The organism is Arthrobacter sp. HS15c (assembly GCF_040812005.1).
In the GTDB taxonomy this organism is placed as follows: domain Bacteria; phylum Actinomycetota; class Actinomycetes; order Actinomycetales; family Micrococcaceae; genus Arthrobacter.
In genome coordinates, this window is sequence record NZ_JBFOHM010000009.1 from 148,829 (window position 1) to 167,021 (window position 18,193).

Genomic DNA, 18,193 nt, shown 5'->3' on the forward strand with positions numbered 1-18,193 from the left:
GCCGGCAACGACGGGGGCTTCGGTAGCGGAAACCCGGCCCCGGGCCGGCGGCGGGACCTTGATGTCCTGCAGGGCGGCGTCAGCCTCAAGGGCGACGGTTTCGGAAGGGAAGGGGGCCGGTTTGGTAGTTTCACTCACAGGTGCCAGCCTAGTTGCCATGATGGACAATTTCACGCCCGGCCCCTTTACTGAGGAGTTGGTCACAGCAGGCGTCCCCGAACAGCTCCACGAGTGGCTCAGCGGATACGGAATCGGCGCCCTGGTGGTCAAGATGGGCATCCATTTCCTGGAGATGAGCCCCGAGCGGACGGTGGCCACCATGCCGGTGGAAGGCAACACCCAGGTGGCAGGCATCCTGCACGGCGGGGCCCACGTGGTCCTGGCCGAGACGCTGGGATCCTTTGCCGCGGGAATGCACGCCGGCCCCGGCCGGCATGCGGTGGGCATTGAGGTCAACGCGACCCATCACCGGTCGGTCGCGGCCGGGACCGTTACCGGAACCTGCACGGCCCTCCACTTGGGCGGGACGCTGACAACCCACGAGGTGGTCATGACCGACGACAAGGGCCGGCGGCTCTCCACGGCCCGCATCACCAACATGATCCGGGACAACGGGCCCGCCAGGAAGGCTGACTAGGCCACGGGGTACACCTACCCGGCCGGGCCGCCGGGCTTGAAGCTGTAGCGCAGCTCCACGATCCCCCGGCCCAAGGTGCGCGAGGCTGTCAGCTCAAGGGGCGCCGTCGGGCCCTCCAGCGGCAGCAGCCGCTTGCCGTCACCCAGCACCACGGGGATGACCGACAGGATCAGGTCATCCAGGTGTCCGGCGGCGGCGAACTGCGCGGCGAGGTTCCCGCCGCCCACGACCCAGACGTTCTTCCCTCGGGCGTCGTCGGTGAAATCCTGGATGAATTCCTGGACCGGGCCGCGCACGAAGGTGATGTCGGACCCGGCAGGTGCTGTGTGCTCGTGCCGGGTGAACACGTAGCAGGGTGTGGAAGGGTAGGGCCATTTGCCGGGTTCGTGCTCCATCAGCCAGCCATAGGTTTCGCCGCCCATCACAATGCAGCCCACCCCGTCCATAAAGGCGTTGTAGCTTTCCTCGCCGCCTTCGAAGCCATCGAATTGCAGCAGCCAGGCAAGATCGTCTTTGGCGGTGGCGATGAAGCCGTCCAGGGATGCAGCCACAAAATACTGGAAGCGGGACATGGCTCCAGCGTACTCATTTGGACTCGGGGTTCCCATACTCCACCCGCAGTCCGGGCTCGTCGCGGAGCACCACCACCTTGCCGCTGCGGATGGTCCAGCCTTCGTTAAGCAGGAAGATCCGCCCGCCGCTGACCACGAGGAGCCGCAGGCCGTTGTAGCTGTAGGAGGGATGCTCTGCCGTGCCGCTGGACTCCTCAGTCACGTTGGGCGCTCTGATGGCCAGGCGTTCGGTGCTGTAGACGACGGCGGTGGGCAGGAGCGCGGACTGTTCCTCGTAGCTCACGGCCAGTCCCCGGCCGAGTGCCTGTGCGAAGTCCGACGTGCCCCAGAACAGCAGGAGGGTGACCAGGCAGAGGACCAGGGTCCGCTCCGTTCCGCGGGACACCGCCGTCGTCGTGTAGCCGTCGTCCCTGGACCTACGCCGGAGGCTTAGGCCCCAGGCCGCCAGGAGCACGCCGCCCGCCATGATGTACGGCACGTAGAGCAAGGTCCGCCCCGGCTGCAGGATCACCGCCAGCCACATGGCGGCGGCGCATGCCACCCCGCCGAACAGGAGCACCCAGGCCAGCCTGCCGACCCCAACGCGGTGGCCCGCATCCAGCTGCCTGGCGAGGATCCTGTCCATGGTCAGCCACAGGACTGCCGCAATCAGGAGCCACACCAAGGGAATGAACAGGGACGGGATGCTCCTGAGGACGAAGTCCTGCACGGTATAGCCGAAGAGGCTGACGTCCAGCCCCATGGTCTTGGCCTGGGCGTCTGTCCTTGCCCAGCCGAAGTAGACCAGCAGGGCCGTGGCGATGGTGAGCGGCGGTCCGATGGCTGCCAGAAGGTCGGCAGCGCGCTTCCAGCGAGGGTCGGCTTCCTGCCTTTCGGTCATGGCCGCGAGCCGCTCACGGCTGTATACCGGCCGACGGCGTGGGGCCGGGCGCGCGTGCTTCCGTGCCCGACGGCGTCGGGCCGGGTGTGGAAGGCGTCGACGGCGTGGGGCCGGGCGTGGACGGCACGGCGTAGTGCAGGGTGGCCTCGCCGGATACGGCGGGCGTTGCCTGGACGGTCACCTTGGCTGCGCTCCCGCCGGCGCCGGGCGGTGCGTAGAACACAAACGGTCCAAACTGCGGCCCCTCAAACTCCGCCGCCGTCCCGCCCACGAGGACGGCGTCCACGTTCACGAAGAATCCCTCAAGCCGCACAGGCGTTCCGCCGCCCGCGGGCACTGTTGGTCCGGCCGCACCGGCATGCGGGCCGTCCAGGACGGTCAGTCCGGTCAGCTGCCGGCGGCAGTCATCACCGGCCTGCGGGTCTACTCGCAGCTGGACGCCGGGGTACTCAGCACGCACAACAACGGCCTGGCGCAGGGACTCGCTGACTTTGATCTCCCAGCATCGTTCCGGCGGGAGGTCCGGGATGACCGCCAGGAGTTCACGGGCCCGCTGCCAGTCACGGGGGCTGTCAGAGGCCAGGGCAACGCACGTGGCGCCGGCTGCAGCCCATACGGCGGGGAAGGAAGTGTTGAGGGTGGAATCCCGAAGGCCGGTGCAGTCGCGGCTGCGGAGCAGTTCGTAGAGCGCGCCCTCCGGCGGATCGGTCGGCGCGGCCGGGCCGAGCGGAACCCACCGGATCACGGGGGCGTCAGGGACTGCCGGGCCAACCACAGGCCCCGGCAGGGGCCGCACGGTTGGCAGCTCGGGTGGTGGTGAAGGAGACGGTTCCGCCGTGGCCGCGGCCGCCGTCGTACTTTCCCGGGAGGCAGGTGCGTTCGGGGACGCGAAGCAGCCGCTGGCGAGGACCAGCAGGCACAGGGAGGCCGCGGCGGCCGCTGTTCTTGCTCCTGCGGCGGTTTGGCTGTGCATGACAGGCCCACCTGCTTCCGGCAAACCCGGACTGGCTGGTGCCGTCCGGGCGGACATGCTGAAACAGTGTTAACTATTCCCCTGCAGCAGGCTATCCGCCAGACAAAACTACTTGCTGAAGTACGGGATGATCAGGTATAGCCCAAACAGCACGGCGACGACGCAGAGGCCAAAGCAGATGTAGGCGAAGGAGCGCTTGGCGCGCGGTGAGGCCTGCTCGGTGTCACCGGCGATGGCGGTCAGCCGGACGCCGAGTGAGTACAGGACCACCACGGTCACGGCAGCCACCAGGGTGGTGCCGGCTACGGTCAGGAGTTCCAACCACTTCATCGCTGACTATCCTTCTGCTCATGCGCTTCGACTGGCCCTTGGACTGGGGGTTCGGTGGAGGCTTCGGTGGGGGCTTTGGCCGCCCTGGCCTTGGCCCGGGCCCGGGCGAGGGCTTTCTTCTTGGCGAAGCGGACTGCCTGTCCGGCTTCTTCGACCTCAACAGCGTTGTGGTGGCCCACCTGGGATTTGCGGGAGTAGAAGAACATAAACAGCACCGCGGACGTGCCTGCGACGGCCGCAATCAGCACGCCCACCACGCCGGTCTTGACGAGGAGCGCGGTCAGGGCCCCTACGATGCCGGCGGCCGGGAGGGTGAACAGCCAGCCCAGCGCGATCTTGCCCACCATGTTCCAGCGGACGGTGGTGCCCTTGCGGCCCATGCCGGAGCCGATGACCGAGCCGGACGCGACCTGCGTGGTGGAGAGGGCGAAGCCCAGGTGCGAGGAGGCCAGGATGGCCGACGCCGTGCTGGTCTCAGCCGCGAAACCCTGGGCGGGTTTGACCTCGGTGAGCCCGGATCCCATGGTCCGGATGATGCGCCAGCCGCCGGCATACGTGCCCACGGCGATGGCCACGGCACAAGCTGCGATGACCCAGATTTGCGGTCCGGTGCCCGGAGCCTGGGTGCCGGCAGCAATGAGGACCAGGGTGATGATGCCCATGGTCTTCTGGGCATCGTTGGTTCCGTGCGCCAGAGCCACCAGGCTGGACGTGAAGATCTGGCCCGTGCGGAATCCGCCGCGCTTCTGGGTGAGCTTGCTGCCGGTTTCGGGGTCGTGGCGGGCGGTCAGCGCATAAGCGAGCCGGGTGCAGATGTAGGCCACGATGCCGGCGATGAGCGGGGCGAAGACGGCCGGCAGGATGACCTTCTGCATGAGGGTTTCCAGGTTCACGGAGTTGAAGCCGATCCCCGCGATGGCGGCGCCGATCAGGCCGCCGAAAAGGGCATGGGATGAGCTCGACGGCAGGCCTTTGAGCCAGGTGATCATGTTCCAGAGGATGGCGCCCATCAGGCCGGCGAAGATGATGTCCGGGGTGATCTGGACGCCGTCCGAGCCTTCGCGGATGATACCGCCGGAAACGGTCTTGGCGACCTCCGTTGACAGGAAGGCACCCACCAGGTTCAGGATGGCGGCGAGTGTTACTGCAGTCTTCGGCTTGATGGCACCTGTGGCGATGGGCGTGGCCATCGCATTCGCAGTGTCATGGAAGCCGTTCGTGAAGTCGAAAAATAGTGCCAGTGCGATGACCAGCGCCACCATGAAGGTGATATCCACCTGTTGCCCAATCTGCAGAGTCGACGTTCAGCAGTTTCTTTTCCCCCGGCTGCCTTGCACAGCATAATTCACCAGCTGTTCGCGTGGAATGACCTGCGGCGTTAACAGGACCGGCGTGAAACCTTATCGATCGTACGCGTAGCGGGCATCAGGTCAAAACAGCGGCGGTCTGAGGAAGGAGGCGACCGAATCCAGTTCAGCGGGCGAGATTCCGTGCCGCGGATCAGGAGACACCAGCAGGATCCGGGCGCCGAGGAACCGGGCCCACTGCTGCGCTTCCCGTTCAAACCGGAGCTGGTCGTCAATCCACACGATCCGCTCCGGGTTGCTCTGTTCCAAATCCGCCTGCAGCGCCGAGAGTTTCCACCACCCCTCCCCTGTGTTGCCGCCGTCCGCGGTCAGGCAGGGCCACCGGCCCCCGCCCAGGCCGATCGCGGGGCACAGGAATTCCGCCGCCATGTCCTCCCAGCTGGTCAGCCAGATACACCTCACGTGCGGCGCCGCTGCCAGGCCGTTGAGCCCGTCCACCAGTTCCTGCGCGTAGGCAACCGGCAGCAGGCCGGCGTCGGCGCGGCGCCATTCCGTGCCCCATTCGCTTCGGCCCGCGGGGCCGAACGGGCAGATGACGCCGTCCACGTCCAGGTACAGGGTGACGCTCCCCACGGCCGCCGGTGCCTCAGCGTTGGGGGAAGTCCGACGTTTGGCCGGAGTCCAGCATGGGCGCCACTTTCTCCTCCAGTGCGGCCACCGTGGCGTCGGGAAGGACGATGAGGCCGTCCAGTTCCCGGCGGGCCCGTTTGTAGGCTGCCTGGCGTTCGGCCGGTGTGGCTGCGCTGTCTTCTGCCAGCCGCAGCAGTTTCCTGGCGGTGGCGAGCCGCTCCCGTTCGGGGCCGGAGAAGTTGGTGTCCCTGATGCGCCTGGCTTCCCGTTCCGCCACCGAGAACGCCACGTCGTAGCCGTTCACTGCCGCGCGGTAGGCCTCAAGCCGGGACGCCGCCGTCAGCTCCTTGGCCGAGGCGGGCCGGAGGCCGTCTGCCTCCCGTTTTGCGCGCAAGAACGCCACCGTCAATGGTTCGCGGACGTCGGTCATCAGGGGAAAGTCGATCAGCTTCCCCACGTCCAGCTCATAGTCCAGCCATCGCCTGTTGACTGCATCGTGGGTGGCCATCAGGGACGCCACTTCGGCTTCAGCGACCTGCTCCGCCTGGAGTGACTGGTTTCTGAGTTTGTACAGTTCCACCCGCCGCTGGTGCCTGCGTTCGGTGGACTTCTGCCATGACCGGGCCCAGCCGCCCATCACTCCGCTGAGGGGAAAGACCAACCACCAATTGTGGGCCAGAAAGTCGAGGATGGGCTGCACGCTTCTATCGTCGCACTGCGTGCAGCCGCTCCTCAAGGACTGCAGCCGGGGACCTGACTAGGAAGCGGGCGCCGCCTGCGGGTTGTTGACGTTGACCAGCCACGCTGTCCCGAACCGGTCAGTGCACATGCCGAAGATGTCGCCCCAGGGCGCCGGTTCCAGCGGGACGGTCACGCTGCCGCCGTCGCCGCTCAGCTTCTCCCAGTAACCGCGCAGCTCGGCTTCGTCGTCGCCGCTGAGCGAGACCGAAATGGAGCTGCCGGATGCGAGGTCCATTCCGTTGGGCGTATCGGCCCCCATCAGGACCAGGCCGTTGGCGGCGGTCAGCATGCCGTGCATGATCTTGTCGGCTTCCGCCGGATCCTCGCTGGCCTGGAACTCGCCGAAGGTGCTGAGGGCCAGCTCGCCGCCGAACACTGACTGGTAGAAGGTCATCGCCTCACGGGCGTTGTCGCGGAAGCCAAGGTAGGGGTTGAGCGTCGTCGGCATGGCCGGTTCTCCTTGCGGTTCGTTACGGGATCTGAAAGGAACAGTCAACATCCTGCCGCAATTCCATCCCGGTTCATAGGGTTCCCGGCCGCCGGTTTCCCCGCAGGATTCAAGGCCGGATTCGGCGTCTGAATCAGCGCCTGATTCAGGGCATAAAACGGTACCCAACGCCTGGCTCGGTGATCAGGTGGCGCGGGTTTCCGGGGTCGGCCTCGAGCTTCCGGCGCAGCTGTGCCATGTACACGCGCAGGTAGTTGGCTTCCTTTTGGTACGCTGGTCCCCAGACGTCCAGGAGCAGCTGCTGCTGGGTCACGAGGCGGGCTGGGTTCCGGACCAGCAGCTCCAGGATGTTCCATTCGGTGGGTGTCAGCCGGACCGCGTCCCCGTCCTTCGTGACGCGCCGCCGGGCAAGGTCCACGGTGAAGGAGGACGCCGCCACGGTGGGCGCCGATTCGGGCTCCGGAACGCGGCGGAGCAGCGCACGCAGCCGGGCCAGGAGCTCGTCCAAGCCGAAGGGTTTGGTGATGTAGTCGTCCGCTCCCGCGTCCAGGGCGTCCACCTTGTCGGATGAACCGTGCCGCGCGGACAGCACCAGGACGGGAAGGCTGCTCCAGCGGCGGAGTTCCTGCAGGACCTCCGCCCCGTCGAGGTCCGGCAGTCCCAGATCCAGGATCATCACGTCCGGCGGATGGTGGGATGCGGCACGCAGGGCCGTGCCGCCGTCGGCCGCTGTTTCCACGGCGTAGCCGTGTGCCTGGAGCGTGATCCGGAGTGCCTTCAGCAGGTGGGGGTCGTCGTCGACTACCAGGACGCTGGTCCGGTGGCCGCCCTGCAGGCCGGCAGCGTGGGCCGGGTCCGTGTTCACGTGGCCTCCTGGCGCGGCTGGCCGGCCGCGTGGCGCGCACCTGTTGAGCCGGTGGAAAGGGCCAGCCGGATCACCATGGTCAGTCCGCCGCCGGGAGTTTCCTGTGCCGTCAGGGTCCCGCCCATGGCCTTGACGAAACCGTCGGCGACGGCGAGGCCCAGTCCCACGCCGGTGGCCTGTGGCCGGTCGTGGAGCCGCTGGAACGGCTGGAACATGTCCAGGACCTTCCGCGCGGGCACGCCGGCGCCGTGGTCGATGATCCGCAGCTCGCCGGACGGATACCCGTCCAGGGTGGCCGAGCCCAAGCCGTCGGATGCGCCGGTGATGGTGATTCCCGGGCCGGGAGCGTACTTGACGGCGTTTTCCACGATATTGGCAACGACGCGTTCCAGCAGGACCGGATCGGCTTCGACAGTGGGCATGTTGGCGGGCAACTCCACCCTGACAGTGCCCTCCGGAAGACCGCGGAGCGCGGGGGCAACAATATCGCTCCAGCGCACCGGTCCAAGCATCGGCCGCACCGAATCGGCGGTGATCCTGGACATGTCCAGCAGGTTCCCCACCAGCTGGTCCAGCCGGTCCGTGCACTCGTCAATGGTTTCCAGCAGCTCCCTTTGCTCCTCAGGGGTGTAGGTGACGGACCGCTGCAGCAGGCCCCCGGTGGCGAGCTTGATGCCGGCCAACGGTGTCCGCAGGTCGTGGGATACAGCCCGCAGAATAGCGGTGCGCATGGTGTTCCCTTCGGCCAGCCGCAGCACCTCGCGCCGGCTCACGGCCAGCTGGCGTCGTTCCAGCTGGGCTTTGACGTGGACCGCAAAAGCACCCAGCAGCCGGCTTTCCGAGGCCGGCACGTCCCGGCCGAACAGCACCAGCCGGGTGCCGGCGTCGACCGCTTCCGCGGTGCTGCCAGCCGGCGCCGTGACACCGGGCGCCCACGCCGGGGTGTCCCCGGCGCCGGCAAGCAGCCTCCAGACCTGGCCGTGAGGGTCCGTACCGGGCCCACCGGAGGATTTCGACGGCGGTTCCCCACCCGCCGTCGGGCCTTCCCGGCTGGTGAATACGCCGGCCCCGGTGGCGCCGAAAACGTCCAGGGCTTCCGCCAGGATCCCCTCCAGGGTGTCCTCCGAACGGGATGCCCCCAGTGCGAGGTCCCCGAGCGTTGCAGACTCCGCCTGGGCGCGGGCGGCCTCCTTGGAGCGGCGGGCGGACCTGTCCACCACGCCGGCGACGGCCACGGAAACGCCCACAAAAACACCCAGCGAGAGGAGGTCCTGCGGATCGCTGATCGCCAGGTCGCCCAGCGGCGGGGTGGAGAAGTAGTTCACCAGGACGCTGCTCCAGAGCGCGCCGACCACGGCCGGCCACAGCCCGCCCACCAGCGCCACCGCCACGGCGCCCGCAAGCTGGACCAGGACTGCGGTGGCGACACTGTGGTCGAAGGCTGCGAGCAGCAGCTGCAGCAGGACGGGCAGGGAAGCTGCCAGGGCAAAGCCGACTGCCACCCTGGCCCGGCCAAGGTCCGGCCGCCGGCGCGGCGGGACCGGCTGGGGCTCAAAGCGGGGAACCACCTGGACATCAATGTCGCCCGCGCCGCGGACCACCCGGGTCTCCACGGTGCCGCCGGAGAGCAGCCCGGACAGCAGTCCGGCCAGCGGCCTGCGCCGCGACTGGCCCACCACGATATGGGTGGCGGCGGACTTTCGGGCGTAATCGAGCAGGGCCCGGGAGGGGTCGGACGCGGAGACCGTGTGGTACGTCCCGCCCAGGCCAACCACCAGCCTGCGCTGTGCCTCCAGGGCCTGAGGCGACTCCCCCGGGGCGCCCTCAGCGGTGCGGACATGCACGGCCACCAGGTCCCCGCCGTCGCTCCGTTCCAGGATCCGGGCGGCGCGGCGGACGAGCAGCTCTGCGTCGCCGCTGCCGTTGAGCCCAATGACTATCCGTTCCCGTGCCATGCGGCCATTCTCCCACCAGGATCCGGAGCCGTTTTCGCCGCCCCGCCCGGGCTGCTGTGTGGTCCGTCATAGCGGCGTTAAGGATGCGTCAAGATCCCCCGGAATCCGGTTCCGCCGCACGCGGGCAGTACTAGATTCGGCTGTGCCCGTGGCGCCGCGCCGCGGACTGAAAGGCTTTCATGACCACGATGAGCAGGCCGCCGGCGGACCCGTCGGCCCTCCGTCCCACGCGGAAGGCAGCCCTCGCCGGCTGGCTGCTGTTCGGGCTGCAGGACACCAAGGGTTCCCATCAGGGGCCGGGCGGGGTCGCGGCCGACGAGGGGAAGAAGCACCACTGGTGGCAGGTGATGTGCCTGACCGGCGTGGACTACTTCTCCACGCTTGGCTACCAGCCGGCCATCGCGGCACTCGCGGCCGGCGCCATTTCGCCGCTGGCCACGCTGGTCCTCGTGGCGGTGACGCTGCTGGGTGCCCTCCCGGTGTACCGCCGGGTTGCCGGCGAGAGCCACCGCGGCGAGGGTTCCATCGCCATGCTGGAGCGGCTGCTCCCCCGCTGGGGCGGGAAACTGCTGGTGCTGGTGCTGCTGGGGTTTGCGGCGACGGACTTCATGATCACCATGACGCTGTCCGCTGCCGACGCCACCGCCCACCTGATCGAAAACCCGTTCGCGCCGGACTTCCTGCACGGCCAGGAGGTGGCCGTGACGCTGGTCCTGCTTGCCCTCCTCGCGGCGGTCTTCCTGCGCGGGTTCAAGGAGGCAATCGGCGTCGCCGTCGTCCTGGTGGTTGTGTACCTGGGGCTCAACGTGGTGGTCATTGCCCGGTCGCTCGGGGAGGCGTTCGCCCACCCGGTGGCCGTCGGTGACTGGTGGCAGACACTGGCTACCTCGCACGGAAATCCGCTGATGGCGGTGGCCGTCGCCCTGCTGGTCTTCCCCAAACTCGCGCTCGGGCTGTCCGGCTTCGAAACCGGGGTGGCGGTGATGCCGCAGGTCCGTGGCTCAGCAGGCGACACCGAAGAGAACCCGGCCGGACGGATCCAGGGGACACGGAGGATGCTGACCACCGCAGCCGTGATCATGAGCTCCTTCCTGGTCACGAGCAGCTTCACCACCGTGGTCCTGATTCCCGCGGACGAGTTCCTGCCGGGCGGGCAGGCGAACGGCAGGGCGCTGGCATTTCTCGCGCACGAATACCTGGGGGCCGGCTTCGGAACCGTGTATGACCTGAGCACCATCGCCATCCTGTGGTTCGCCGGGGCGTCAGCGATGGCCGGTCTGCTGAACCTTGTCCCCCGGTACCTGCCGCGGTATGGCATGGCCCCCGAATGGGCCAAGGCTGTCCGACCCCTCGTCCTGGTGTTTACGCTGACCGGGTTCCTGGTCACCTGGCTGTTTGAGGCCGACGTCGACGCCCAGGGCGGTGCGTACGCCACCGGGGTGCTGGTGCTGATGACCTCGGCGGCGGTGGCCGTGACGCTCTCCGCCCGCAGGCTGCAGCAGCGGAAGCGGACCATCGGTTTCGGCGTGATCGCGGTGCTTTTTGTCTACACCACAGTCACCAACATGTTTGAGCGCCCGGAAGGCATCAGGATCGCTGGGTTCTTCATCCTGGGGATCGTCAGCATCTCGCTGCTGTCCCGGGTGCTGCGCTCCTTCGAACTGCATGCCACACACGTCCGGCTGGACACCCAGGCCCTGGAGTTCATGGCGGAGAACCTGTCCGGCCCCATCGGGATCATCGCCCACGAGCCCTTCCGCCAGACCGCGGAGGCGTATCGGCATAAGCTCGCATCCGCCGTGGAGGCCAGCCACTTCCCCGCCGACTACCAGGCGCTGTTCCTCGAAGTCATCGTGGACGATTCCTCAGACTTCGAAACGGCGCTCGAGGTCCGGGGCGTTGTGCGGCACGGGTTTGCGGTGCTGGAGGTGCACGGGCCGGTTGTGCCCAACACCATCGCCTCGGTGCTCCTGCACATCCGCGATGTAACCGGGCTGATGCCGCACGTCTATTTCCGCTGGACCGAAGGCAATCCCGCGGTGAACCTCCTGAAGTTCCTGGTGCTGGGCGAGGGCGAGATTGCCCCGGTGACGCGCGAGATCCTGCGGGAGGCCGAACCGGATGTCACCAAGCGGCCCTGGGTGCACGTGGGTTGAGCCGTTCCGACGGCGGCGCTTCGGCCGGCACCGGGGCTGTGCTTTCGGCCCGGCGCTGCCGTGCCTGGCCGTGCTGGGCCGTGCTGGGCCGTTCTGGGCCGTGCTAAGCGACGTGAGGGCCGGTGCTTTCAGGAGGCTGAATCGAGCCTTCCGGGCACTGCGCTTCGTAGCGTTCCCTGGATGCCATCCAAGGAGAGGGCCAGTTCTTCAGCAAGGGCGGCCACGATCATGAAGGACGGCGTGGCGATCCGACCCGTCTCGATCTTCCTCAGGGTCTCAGGGGAAATTCCCGCCCCGAGGGCCACCTGGACCAGGGTCCGCTCCCCCCGCGCAGCACGGAGCATCTCACCGAGCAGTTTCCCTGCACGGACATCTTCTGGGCTTAGGGGGACTCTGACCATCTTCCCAGCGTAGTACCGTTATAACAATAACGCTAACGATGCTGGAGGAATCATTGATTGAACTGCTCACACCCCGGGAGATAGACCAGGCCCGTCTGTCCGGACAATTCGTGGCAAAGACCCTGTCGGACCTGCGGGAGAGAATCGAGCCTGGAACCAATCTCCTGGAAATAAACGATTGGGCGGCTTCGATGATCCGGACCGCGGGCGCCCAATCGTGTTATGTCGACTACGCCCCGTCGTTTGGGCGGGGCCCCTTCGGGAAAGTCATTTGCACGTCAGTCAACGATGCCGTCCTGCATGGCCTCCCTTATGACTATGTCCTGATGGATGGGGACCTGCTCACGCTTGATTTCGCGGCAAGCGTTAACGGGTGGGTCACTGATTCCGCAATCAGCTTTGTTGTCGGCGATTCTGTTGCCCCTGGTGACCGGCACATGATCGAGACCACGGAGAAAGCGCTCCTGGCCGGTATCAATGCGGCCCAGTCCGGTGCGCGCATAGGAGACATCTCCTATGCCATTGGCTCTGTGCTCGAATCAGCACGCTTTCAGGTCAATACCGAATTCGGCGGACACGGCGTTGGAAGCACCATGCACCAGGACCCGCATATTCCGAACACCGGTAAACCGGGACGCGGATATGTCCTTCGCCCTGGACTGCTTTTGGCAATAGAGCCGTGGGTCATGGACGGCACCAGGAAACTCGTCACAGCCACTGATGGGTGGACCTTGTGCAGTTCCAATGGCCGCAGGACTGCGCACTCCGAGCACACGGTTGCGATTACGGAATCCGGACCGGTCATTCTCACGCAATTGGCCTAATCGCTGTTGGTGCCGCTGCCTTGCTGCCGGCGCACCATCTCGGCGATCCACATCGGGGCGAACGGAGAGGTGCAGTTCGGAGGCGTCGGATAGTCCTTGAGGACTTCCAAACGCTCCCCGATGTCGATTGCACGGGCGCGGTGCTCTGCATGCTCGATCCCGATCTGGGCAAGGCAGTGGTTCATCGCCCATTGCAGTCGATCCGGGGCCCCTTGCATTTCGGCTTCGATGGTGTCGAGGAGCAGGACGAGATCGAGGCCCGCAGGCTTCCTCACTACGCGTTCAGTGGTCAGTGCCCACCCGGCACTCGCGACGACAGGATCCGCATCGGCGAACCAGGCCACGCGAAGGTCCTCGGCGTGGGTGCTCTTCTTCACCACGTAGTTCACGAGCCAGTCGTGCACCTTGGGTGTGCGGGCCTCGCGCAGCATGGCGTCCAGCTCGTCCCGTTCGAAGGCCTTCGGCCGACAGATCAGGAGGGCCAGAAGCCTCGCCACGGTGTCACCCGTTTCCCAGAGTTCCTTCGCGAGTTGCTGTTGCGTCTTCAGCCTCTTCGCTACCGCGCGCAACTGGCCCAGGTTCACGCCGTGGTCGTCACCGCGTTTCTCGTTCACCTCACGCACCCTGGGGTCCTCGAGCGCGGCCAGCTCGGCCATCACCTCTGCCAACGCCGTTCCAGCCACCGTCGTCCCAGCCACTGTAGCCTCCTGTCATCGCGTGCGAGTCCCAGCCTATGACGGAAGGCTGCCTCCGTCCTACGCCGAGCCGCGGGGCCACCTTAATCAGCGATTGTGCGCTATGCGATCGCCGAGGCGGAAGGAATCCGTTGCGCACCGCTTCGCGGCGTGATAATTTTCCGGTGATCGTGATCTATCGGCAGGAGGTGAGTCCCATGAACGCAGTATCCGCAATGGGTGCTCCCTCGCAGTCCACGATCGCGCGACAGAGGTAGTCGCCACCGGGAGCGCCCCAACAGGCAATTCGCGAAAGGCGACTCCCATGAACACCACACCTTTTTCACCTCTGCCCACCATTCCGACGATGGCCTCCGGACTGCCGGGGTCCGTCCAGGATCAGCCGCAGCCCGGCGCCACAAAACGGGCGCGCGCCGCTGGCGAGAGGGCGTTGGTCCTCGGTGGCGGCGGATCGACAGGCAACGCGTGGCTGATCGGCGTCATCGCCGGCCTGTCCGATGCCGGACTGGACGTGACCACGGCGGACCTCACCATCGGGACGTCAGCCGGCTCGACGGCGGCGGCTCAAGTAGCCGGCGCGGCCCCGGCCGAGCTGTTTGCCGCCATCCTTGCCGCCACGCCTCAGCAACGGACCGGTCCGGCCGGATCCGAGCGAGGACGCCTTCCGGTCAGGCCGGTGGCGGACCACCTGGAGAGGATAACCAAAATCATCGCCTCCTCAGAGGATGCGGCTGACATGCGCCGCAGAATGGGCGCGGCGGCACTCGACATGGCTTCGGCGTCGGACGGCTCCTGGCAAACGCAGTGGCGCGCCACCGTCGCCTCGCGGCTGCCCAGCCACCGCTGGCCGCAACGAACGGTGCTTATCACGGCGGTCGATGCACTCACCGGTGAACCGGTTGTGTTCGATAGGCACAGCGGAATCTACCTGGCGGACGCCGTCGCCGCCAGCTGTTCCAGTGGCCTGCCCTACAGGATCGGGGACAACCGATACATCGACGGCGGCTACCGGTCCAACGCAGAGAATGCAGACCTGGCGGCCGGATACTCACGGGTGCTGGTCCTGTCACCGTTCGGCGGCAGATCACTGGTGCCGCTGGAGTGGGGCGTGCACCTCGCAACACAGGTCGACGGGCTGCGCGCACACGGCAGCAGAGTGGAGACGATCTTCCCGGACAGCAGCTCCGAGCACCTGTTCGGCGCCAATGCGATGAACCTGTCGCTGCGTCCGGCCGCGGCCCGGGCCGGACACGAACAAGGCCAAGCCCTCGCTGAGCAGCTCGCGGGGTTCTGGCGCTAGGCCCGAACCCACTCCCGCACCAGCACAACGAATTCCGCCTGCCGTGCAGTCGCTGCCTCCGCGCTGGGAAAGATCACCTGGCCGCGGTCCTGGCCGATCATTTCCAAGAGGTCATTCCACTTGGCAGCATCAAAATCAAAGTTATCCGCCTTGGTCTTTGCACCGCGGTGGAAAATCAGCTGAACGTGATGAAGCGGGCGAAGGTTGAACGTGACCCGGTCAACAGAATCGAAGCAAAAGCTCGGCGCCTTCCACTTGATCTGCTCCGTTATTGCATCATCGGCCTCCAGGACCGCCAACCGCAGGGACTCGATGACCGGCTTCAACGGGTGATCCAGCGACTCCAGGAATGAATCCACCGCCGGGTTTCGATTTAGCGTCATAAGGGACAGTCAAACACTTTCCGTCACCTGTCTATGCTTGGAAGCGTCCGAACTGGATAGCAAGTTTCTTGGGGGAAGAACATATGGACGCCGCTCCGCTGAATTCTTTTGTGCTGTTTGCCGTATGCGCAGCCGTCTTCTTTTACATCCTTTACGGCGTGGTCCGGGCCGCGACCCGCGACGGAACAAGAGCCGGCAGGCGGGAGCCCGAACGGACGAATGCGGCTGAGAATGAATCGGGCCGTTAAGCATGGAAAATGCGATGACGAGCCCTGAGCTTCGACGGTGGCCGCCCAGCGACCGGAAGTACCGCCGGTCGGAAGTCTCGGCCGTCGTGGGCAGTGGCGATACAGTGTGGGCCCGCGTCGCCAGCGAGCTGCTCCTTTGGAAGGTGAAAACCGCGAGTGGGTTTGTAGTGGACTCAACCGGACCGGCGTCGCCGGGAGACCTGTTATATGTCACGGCCCGTATTTTCGGCGCCACAGTCGTTGAACCAGTCGAAGTGGTAGCCGTCGTACAGGAGCCCGGCCGCGTCGGGTTCGCTTACCGGACCATGCCAGGACATCCCGTCTCCGGTGAGGAGGCCTTCATCGTCCACCGTCACGGCGACGAAGTGCATCTCACGATCCGGTCGCTGACACGGGCCGGATCACACCAACCCTGGCGCGTGCTCTACCCACTTCTTCTGGTCGCGCAGCGAATTGTCCGACGGCGTTACTTGCGCGCGCTTAGCTGAAGCCTCAAGCGTCCCACCAGGCGAGCACGCGTGTGCCGAAAAAAGTCAGCCACTTGGACGGCTCGCCCGGGGGCACGTCGACGTCGAACCATACCCGTCCCGGGTGACGACGCTCCTGCACCCACGTGCCATCGGGGCGGCGGGCCGCGCGAATCACCTCTATCGCGTCGGCGATCCTGGGATCGGGCGCGGTGCCGTCGTGCAGCGCCGCCGCCCGGAAATACTCCGCCGCATTCAGGGCGCTGTAGAACCAGCGGAACGGGTACGCGAACCATGTCACCCACGCTCCCACGAGTTCCCCCGTGGATAGTGTGTGAATTAGCCGGCGCTGCAGCAGGTATTCCTCTCCGGCGCGGCGGGCAACCCGCAGTCCGTCGCTTCCGCCGGTCACAGACTCGTAATACAGGAGGCCCTTCAGGGAGTTGAGCGTGGAGTGGAAGGACGAACGGGTGGAGCCGTCAACCCACTCGCAGTTCCACCCGCCGTCGGCCATGCGGTGCTCCAGGAACCACTGGGCGATTCCGGAGACATCGGTCCCCAGCCACGCACCGTTGGCAAGAGTGAAGGCGTTGATGCAGGCGTCAACTTCCCCTTCCCAATAGGGCAGGTCGTTGTACTCCCAACGGCTGTTCGTAGCGAGCAGGTCGGCGGTTCCAGCGAGGGCAGCTGCGTCGACGCCCCAGTCGCGGAGTGTGTTGAGCGTCCACGTCGTTGCCGACCATGGCTGCCCGGCACCGTCGGCTGCCTCGGGACCTTTGAAGTCGAAGTCGTGGGGAAAGTACGCTCCCCCTGCCCACTGGCCGTCCGGATCCTGCAGCGCGAGCAGCCGCGCCGCTGACCCTTCCGTCGTCAGGCGGGCCCGGGTGGCTTCCCACACCTCGGGCGGGGCACCGGCAAGGTCGCGCTCGACCTGCCAGCGGAGCGCCGGGTCGGAGTCAAGCAACCAGTCGAGCAGAGCGGGTTCCAAGGCCATCTTCGGCAGGCTACCACCGCCGCCGCGTTATTTGGTCCGCCTCAACGGAAATATTCGTTGCGGAGAATGGCTGCTGGTGGCTGGCCGCTATTCCCGGATTTCCTCCCGCCGCGGTTTGAGGTGCCCTGGGATTCCTCCATTGGACAGGGCCGGGAAGGTGCACTCGAATTCGCCCCGGTATCCGAAAAGGAATCCGACGACGGGGTTGCGCACCTGCAGCTGAATCGTGAATAACCCACGGGCCTCATCAAAGCTCTCATACAGGTCTGCCGTCCCGGTGAGTAGCGCAGGAAAGGTGAATCCCACGACGCCTTCGTAGAACCTCTGGGTTCCGGATTGCAGATGCAGGGATCCATCGGCTGTGACCTCCAGGACAAGGTCAGTGGCAAGGTGCTGGTGCGTCCCAAGGTAGTCAACGATGTTGCCGCTTTGTGCGCTGTGCACCATGGTGGCATCAAAGCGCCGTTTCTTGCCCGGCAGCTCCAGGGTCCTGACAAACGTCACTGTCGGGCGGCCGAATCCGTCGACATAGGGGTAGTTCTCGATCGTGAACGGGATGTTGTTGCCCTGGTCAGGGAAGAGGATGTTGCGGTAAGCCCCGACACGCAGAAAGGGGACCGTCCACCAGGCCCCACGACGGACTTCTGCGAAAATTCCGCGTCCCACGCATGCGTAACCCGCTTCGGTATCAACGCCGAAGCGTTTCTGCAGCATTGGGTGCAGGCGTTGGAAATCGGTGCCCAGGGCCTGCTCAAAAATCGATGTCATGGATGCTCCTGACTTCGGGTTTTGTTGCCTGTAGGACGTGCGGAGGGTGACGGAAGTCCGGCAAGGGCGGAGGGGACATGCGCCGAGCGGGAGTCAGGAGGCCGCCGCAGACACCGCCCGGCTCTGGGTACGGTCCAGTGGGACGGCAGGATGCATGAAGCCAGACCTGTAGCCACGCCTACAGCTGCGGCAGCCGCGTTTCGTCCTGTCAGGGCCTGGTGGACCAGGAAACCGGCGGTCAGCAGCCCACCCGCCCTGGCCGCGGCGTCCATGAACCATCGGTTGCGGGACTCCGCGGGGTCGATGTCCGACTCCGCCCACATCCTCAGGCGGTCAAAGCTTGTGGCCGTCGCCCAGCCCAGGGCCGGCCGGATCACACTGGAATCCAGGATTCGTCCGAGGACGCCCATTCCCGGCCGGTAGTTGTAGCCGGTGATGAACCGAAGACCCTCGTCCGTTGGAATGTACCGCCAGTATCCTGAACCCGGCCCAATGGGAGAAAGCAGGTCAGCGGTGTCGAACTTCAGCACCGATGTGGCTTGGCCGTCGGGCCGATACCGGTGGCCCAGCGATGTCCCGACCCCTTGAATGCAGTGAAACGGGAGCCGGAACTCGTAGC

Annotated in this window: 20 protein-coding genes; 5 read left to right on the top strand and 15 right to left on the bottom strand. The window is 66.3% G+C overall.

Annotated features, from left to right (window positions below; translation table 11 throughout):
- The first annotated feature begins 157 nt into the window (after positions 1 to 157).
- Complete coding sequence (locus ABV518_RS16200; protein WP_367768623.1) at positions 158 to 637, top strand: hotdog fold thioesterase; 480 nt, start codon at positions 158 to 160, stop codon at positions 635 to 637.
- A gap of 14 nt (positions 638 to 651) precedes the next feature.
- Here ABV518_RS16200 and ABV518_RS16205 read toward each other — a convergent pair whose 3' ends face one another.
- The 10 genes from ABV518_RS16205 to ABV518_RS16250 all read right to left on the bottom strand — a co-directional run bounded on the left by ABV518_RS16205 (position 652) and on the right by ABV518_RS16250 (position 9,338).
- Positions 652 to 1,209 (bottom strand): dihydrofolate reductase family protein, encoded by a 558-nt coding sequence (locus ABV518_RS16205; protein ID WP_367768625.1) that lies wholly within the window; start codon positions 1,207 to 1,209, stop codon positions 652 to 654.
- A 13-nt stretch (positions 1,210 to 1,222) separates the two neighbouring features.
- Positions 1,223 to 2,089 (bottom strand): hypothetical protein, encoded by an 867-nt coding sequence (locus tag ABV518_RS16210; RefSeq protein ID WP_367768628.1) that lies wholly within the window; start codon positions 2,087 to 2,089, stop codon positions 1,223 to 1,225.
- A 13-nt stretch (positions 2,090 to 2,102) separates the two neighbouring features.
- Positions 2,103 to 3,062 carry a hypothetical protein gene (locus tag ABV518_RS16215; protein WP_367768630.1) on the bottom strand — a complete coding sequence of 320 codons (960 nt, stop codon included), beginning with the start codon at positions 3,060 to 3,062 and terminating at the stop codon, positions 2,103 to 2,105.
- Positions 3,063 to 3,170: 108 nt separating this feature from the next.
- Positions 3,171 to 3,392, bottom strand: coding sequence for a hypothetical protein (locus ABV518_RS16220; RefSeq protein ID WP_367768633.1), 222 nt, complete (start codon positions 3,390 to 3,392; stop codon positions 3,171 to 3,173).
- Entirely contained in the window at positions 3,389 to 4,669 is a 1,281-nt protein-coding gene (locus ABV518_RS16225; protein WP_367768636.1) for an anion permease, read from the bottom strand. The genes ABV518_RS16220 and ABV518_RS16225 overlap by 4 nt, the downstream gene beginning before the upstream one ends.
- Before the next feature lie 153 nt (positions 4,670 to 4,822).
- On the bottom strand, positions 4,823 to 5,332 hold the full coding sequence (locus ABV518_RS16230; RefSeq protein ID WP_367768639.1) for an HAD domain-containing protein: 510 nt from the start codon (positions 5,330 to 5,332) through the stop codon (positions 4,823 to 4,825).
- 13 nt (positions 5,333 to 5,345) lie between these two features.
- Positions 5,346 to 6,029, bottom strand: a complete 684-nt coding sequence (locus tag ABV518_RS16235) for a hypothetical protein (RefSeq protein ID WP_367768642.1) — start codon at positions 6,027 to 6,029, stop codon at positions 5,346 to 5,348.
- A gap of 57 nt (positions 6,030 to 6,086) precedes the next feature.
- Positions 6,087 to 6,518 (bottom strand): VOC family protein, encoded by a 432-nt coding sequence (locus tag ABV518_RS16240; protein WP_310164122.1) that lies wholly within the window; start codon positions 6,516 to 6,518, stop codon positions 6,087 to 6,089.
- Between the two features lie 145 nt (positions 6,519 to 6,663).
- Positions 6,664 to 7,383 (bottom strand): response regulator, encoded by a 720-nt coding sequence (locus ABV518_RS16245; protein WP_367768647.1) that lies wholly within the window; start codon positions 7,381 to 7,383, stop codon positions 6,664 to 6,666.
- On the bottom strand, positions 7,380 to 9,338 hold the full coding sequence (locus ABV518_RS16250) for a DUF4118 domain-containing protein (protein ID WP_367768650.1): 1,959 nt from the start codon (positions 9,336 to 9,338) through the stop codon (positions 7,380 to 7,382). Before ABV518_RS16250 ends, ABV518_RS16245 begins: the two co-directional genes overlap by 4 nt.
- A gap of 179 nt (positions 9,339 to 9,517) precedes the next feature.
- Between ABV518_RS16250 and ABV518_RS16255 the strand changes: the two genes are divergently transcribed.
- Positions 9,518 to 11,494 (top strand): amino acid transporter, encoded by a 1,977-nt coding sequence (locus tag ABV518_RS16255; RefSeq protein ID WP_367768653.1) that lies wholly within the window; start codon positions 9,518 to 9,520, stop codon positions 11,492 to 11,494.
- 128 nt (positions 11,495 to 11,622) lie between these two features.
- Here the strand turns inward: ABV518_RS16255 and ABV518_RS16260 are convergent, their stop codons facing one another.
- Positions 11,623 to 11,895, bottom strand: a complete 273-nt coding sequence (locus tag ABV518_RS16260) for a helix-turn-helix domain-containing protein (protein ID WP_367768657.1) — start codon at positions 11,893 to 11,895, stop codon at positions 11,623 to 11,625.
- A 53-nt stretch (positions 11,896 to 11,948) separates the two neighbouring features.
- Between ABV518_RS16260 and map the strand changes: the two genes are divergently transcribed.
- Positions 11,949 to 12,719 (top strand): type I methionyl aminopeptidase, encoded by a 771-nt coding sequence (map, locus tag ABV518_RS16265; RefSeq protein WP_367769001.1) that lies wholly within the window; start codon positions 11,949 to 11,951, stop codon positions 12,717 to 12,719.
- On the opposite strand, the gene ABV518_RS16270 is transcribed toward map, so the two are convergent.
- Positions 12,716 to 13,375, bottom strand: a complete 660-nt coding sequence (locus tag ABV518_RS16270; RefSeq protein WP_367769004.1) for a DNA alkylation repair protein — start codon at positions 13,373 to 13,375, stop codon at positions 12,716 to 12,718. The genes map and ABV518_RS16270 overlap by 4 nt on opposite strands.
- A gap of 343 nt (positions 13,376 to 13,718) precedes the next feature.
- On the opposite strand from ABV518_RS16270, the gene ABV518_RS16275 reads away from it, so the two are divergent.
- On the top strand, positions 13,719 to 14,714 hold the full coding sequence (locus tag ABV518_RS16275; protein WP_367768661.1) for a patatin-like phospholipase family protein: 996 nt from the start codon (positions 13,719 to 13,721) through the stop codon (positions 14,712 to 14,714).
- Here the strand turns inward: ABV518_RS16275 and ABV518_RS16280 are convergent.
- Positions 14,711 to 15,097, bottom strand: coding sequence for a DUF1801 domain-containing protein (locus tag ABV518_RS16280; protein ID WP_367768664.1), 387 nt, complete (start codon positions 15,095 to 15,097; stop codon positions 14,711 to 14,713). The two genes, ABV518_RS16275 and ABV518_RS16280, sit on opposite strands and share 4 nt — an antisense overlap.
- A gap of 262 nt (positions 15,098 to 15,359) precedes the next feature.
- On the opposite strand from ABV518_RS16280, the gene ABV518_RS16285 reads away from it, so the two are divergent.
- Positions 15,360 to 15,833 (top strand): DUF1990 family protein, encoded by a 474-nt coding sequence (locus ABV518_RS16285; RefSeq protein WP_367768667.1) that lies wholly within the window; start codon positions 15,360 to 15,362, stop codon positions 15,831 to 15,833.
- Between the two features lie 4 nt (positions 15,834 to 15,837).
- On the opposite strand, the gene ABV518_RS16290 is transcribed toward ABV518_RS16285, so the two are convergent.
- The gene (locus ABV518_RS16290) at positions 15,838 to 16,806 is read right to left on the bottom strand and encodes a squalene cyclase (protein WP_367768670.1); all 969 of its coding nucleotides are present in this window, start codon (positions 16,804 to 16,806) and stop codon (positions 15,838 to 15,840) included.
- An 87-nt stretch (positions 16,807 to 16,893) separates the two neighbouring features.
- Positions 16,894 to 17,574 carry a DUF4166 domain-containing protein gene (locus ABV518_RS16295; RefSeq protein ID WP_367768673.1) on the bottom strand — a complete coding sequence of 227 codons (681 nt, stop codon included), beginning with the start codon at positions 17,572 to 17,574 and terminating at the stop codon, positions 16,894 to 16,896.
- Positions 17,575 to 18,193 lie beyond the last annotated feature (619 nt).